This window comes from Desulfuromonas sp. TF, from assembly GCF_000472285.1.
Classification (GTDB): Bacteria; Desulfobacterota; Desulfuromonadia; order Desulfuromonadales; family ATBO01; genus ATBO01.
Window position 1 is genome coordinate 32,943 of the sequence record NZ_KI421419.1, and the last position, 3,858, is coordinate 36,800.

The 3,858-nt window shown below is 61.2% G+C and carries 2 protein-coding genes; one reads left to right on the forward strand and one right to left on the reverse strand.

Annotated elements, in window-relative coordinates:
* Nucleotides 1-1,742: aldehyde ferredoxin oxidoreductase C-terminal domain-containing protein (locus tag DTF_RS23005; RefSeq protein WP_226989277.1), on the forward strand; the 1,742-nt coding region annotated here is incomplete at its 5' end.
* Nucleotides 1,743-1,832: 90 nt separating this feature from the next.
* On the opposite strand, the gene DTF_RS0110200 is transcribed toward DTF_RS23005, so the two are convergent.
* Complete coding sequence (locus DTF_RS0110200) at nucleotides 1,833-3,773, reverse strand: aconitate hydratase (RefSeq protein WP_027715240.1); 1,941 nt, start codon at nucleotides 3,771-3,773, stop codon at nucleotides 1,833-1,835.
* Between the last annotated feature and the right edge of the window lie 85 nt (nucleotides 3,774-3,858).

The window sequence follows — 3,858 nt, forward strand, 5'->3', positions numbered from 1 at the left end:
GAATCATGGGAGGAATCAAGGCGATCTATGCCCGGGGAGGGGCCGGAGCCAAAATGGGATCGCTCAAACTCAAGGCGATCATGATCCGCGGACGCGGCGAACAGCCCGTTCTTTCAGCGGCGTTCAAGGAGAACAACCGTGAACTCGCGAAAAAGATCCTCTCGACCAGCGTGATCAAGAATGCGCTGAAAACCGTCGGCACACCGTTTCTCTATAAGCCCAGCCGCATTCTCGGTGCGATGGGGACCAAGAACAACCAGGAGACCAGTTGGTATGAGTCGCTGGATGCCGACAACTTCGATGCCTACCGCACCGGAATGGATGGCTGCTACAAATGTCCGGTCCGCTGCCGAGCCCTCAACGACATGACCCCCGAGGGGAAGGGTGGCTGGGGAGCCCGTGCCCTGAAGGGTCTTACCGGCAACGCCAGCTACGATCAGCAGCAGGCCCAGGTCGAACATTCGCGGGAGAAGGTCTACAGGGGGATCCGTGGCGACGGCAAATTCGACCGCCACGACAAGGGGGACGGTCCCGAATATGTCACCCTGCAGAAGATGGGCCCCATGATCGGCATCAAGGAGCCCGAGCAGGTCCTGCGCCTGAACAACATCCTCAACGATCTCGGGCTCGATTCGGCCAGTACAGGCAGCGCTATTTCCTGGGCAATGGAACTCTATCAGCAGGGACTCATCACGGCTGAGGATACCGGCGGTCTCGATCTGAGCTGGGGCAACTACGAGGTGATTGAAAAGCTTCTTTTCATGACCGCACGCCGGGAAGGCTTCGGCGATGTCATCGCCGATTCCAGCCGGGCGGTGGAGACGGGCAAATACCCGGATGAGGGACTCAAATACCGGATGGCCGTAAAGGGGCTCTTCCAGTCCGACCCCCATGATGCGCGGATTCTCAAGGGTTTCGCCCTCGGTTTGGCCGTCGCGACCCGCGGCATGGACCACCTGCGCAACCGCCCGACCCTTGAGATCAACGCCAAGATCAACGACAACCGCGAACTCAAGACCTCCCTCTACGGCGGGCATGTGGCCCCTGAGCCCAACAGCTACGAGGGGAAGGAATACGCCGTCCGCCGGTGCGAGAACACCTATGCCGTCGGCGACGCAGTCGGCATGTGCCGTTTTTCCACCAAGCTGTTCAACTCCCCCTCCACTGCCGGCTATGAGGACTTCGCCCGGCAGTTGAAGGAACTGACCGGAGAGGAATTCACTCCCGACCAGCTCGACGAGGTCGGCCGCAAGATTACCGGCCTGGAACGACTCATCAATGGCCGCCTGGGATTGACCGAGAAGGACGACACTCTCCCCGACCGTTGGTTTGACGAGGAAACCAAGGTCGGTCCCTTTACCGGTGAGAAAATCGACCGGGCCGAGTTCGAGAAACTCAAGTCCCGCTTTTATGCCGTCACGGGTCTGAACAGTGTGGGCGTCCCATCCCTCGAGTGGCACGGAAGTCTCGCCGAGGTAACCACCGGCTTCGCCGTCAAGGTCAAGCTCCCCCATGGCCTCTCCGGAGCGCCGGAAGGAGCGGTCATCGTCGACCAGCCCGTGTCCAACATCTCCGAACTCAGAGCCGCGGTGGGCAGGCGACTCCCCCATGCGGCCGATCAACTCGAGGACAGTTGTCTGAACATTCTGGTCAACGGCAAGATGGTTCTTTCAAACGAAGAGGCCTTTCCCATCCGGAGCCGAGACAAGGTCACCTTCCTGCCTATGCTCGGCGGGGGCTGATCCCGCGGCGCAGACGAGCAAAACCGCCCCGGAGACACCTCCGGGGCGGTTTTGCTTTGAGCTTTTTCGCCCCTGAGAGCCTGCTGCGTCTTACTTGTTCTCCAATTCGCTTTTCACGAAATTCAGCGCCCCTCCCGCGATCAGATGCCGGCGCTGACGGTCGGATACGTCCAGGATGGTGATCACCTCCCGGGCGTCGACCGCTACCGGGATCTCCCGGTCGCCGTTTTCCAGATGTCTTCTGACCTCGGGGAAGACCACCTTCTTTCCTTTTTCGAACAGGTCGTAGTCCCCGGGGTTTTTGAAAACCAGGGGAAGGATGCCGAAATTGCATAGATTCGCCTTGTGGATCCGGGCGAAGCTCTTGACGATCTTGGCCCGCACGCCTAGATAGCGGGGCGCGAGGGCGGCATGCTCGCGGCTCGAACCCTGCCCGTAGTTCTCTCCGCCGACGATGATCACATTCCCCTTCTCCCTGCAGCTTTTGTGAAAATCCTCGTCGATCTGGTAGTAGACGAATTCGCTGATCGCCTCGATATTGGAGCGCAGAGGCAGCACTCGGTTGCCGGCAGGCATGATGGTGTCGGTGGAGATGTTGTCCTCCACCTTCAGCACGACTTCTCCTTCCAGGGTATCGGGGAGCGCTTCGAAATCGGGGAGTTTTTTGATATTCGGGCCGCGCACCACTTCGGTTTTTCGCAGGTCCTCGGAAGGAAAGATGATCGACGATTCGTCGACCAGGTACTTTGTGGGATCATGGATGCGCGGATACTCCATCTCCTGGCCGAGGTCGCGCGGGTCCGTGATCAGCCCCTTGAGGGCGGCGGCGACGGCGGTCTCGGGCGAGCAGAGATAGACCCGGTCGTCTTTGGTCCCGCTGCGGCCGGGGAAATTGCGGGGGAAGGTGCGCAGGCTCACCTGCCCGGTGCCGGGGGCTTGTCCCATGCCGATGCACCCCAGGCACCCCGACTGGTGGATGCGGGCTCCGGCCAGCAGAAGGGCCATGACGCCCCCCTGGTCAGCTATGTTCTCCAGAACCTGGCGGCTCCCGGGGTTGATGTGAAAGGAGGTGTCGGGGTGGGAGTGGCGTCCCTCGGCGACCTTCGCTACCACCATCAGGTCTCGGAATGAGGAGTTCACGCTGGAGCCGACGATGGTCTGGTCGACTTTGATCCCGGCCACCTCCGCTACCCGTTTGACGTTCCCCGGTGAGGTAGGGCAGGCGATCAGCGGCTCGACAGTGGAAAGATCTATTTCATCGACTTCGTCGTATTCGGCCCCTTCGTCGGCCGCCAGCTCCCGCCAGGCGTCGCCGCGCCCCTGGGCCTCCAGGTACTCGCGGGTGCGCTCGTCGGAGGGGAAGATGGTGGTGGTCGCTCCCAGTTCGGTTCCCATGTTGCCGATCGTTTCGCGGTCGGTAGCCGAGAGAGTCTTCACTCCAGGTCCGTAATACTCCACGATCTTGCCGACGCACCCCTTGACGTCGTAGCGGCGCAGCATCTCCAGGATCACGTCCTTGGCGCTGACCCAATCGGGAAGCTCCCCGGTGAGCCTCACCCCGAGCACCTTGGGGCAGGGAAAATTGTACGGGTGACCGGCCATGGCCATGGCCACATCGAGTCCGCCGGCGCCGATGGCGAGCATCGAGACTCCTGCCGCGCCGGGAGTATGACTGTCGGCGCCGATCATGGTCAGCCCGGGCCGCCCGAACCGCTCCATGTGCACCTGGTGGGAGACCCCGTTCCCCGGCCGGCTGAAATGAATGCCGTAGCGGGCGCAGGCGGTCTGAAGATATTTGTGGTCGTCGGCGTTCTTGTTGTCGGTCTGGAGCAGATTGTGATCGACATACTGGGCGGCCAGGCCGACCTTGACCCCTTCCAGCCCCAAGGCCTCGAACTCCAGCATGGCCATGGTTCCCGTGGCGTCCTGAAGCAGAGTATGGTCGATACGGATGGCGATCTCCTGGCCGGGAACGAGGCGCCCTTCGAGCAGGTGTTCCTCCAGGATTTTGTGAGTCAGGTTTCTGGCCATATCTTTTCCTCCCGTGCTTTCAGATATTTATATCAGTCTAGCAGAAACCTCCGCACACTTCATCAGGGGCTTTCGGGGCGACCCC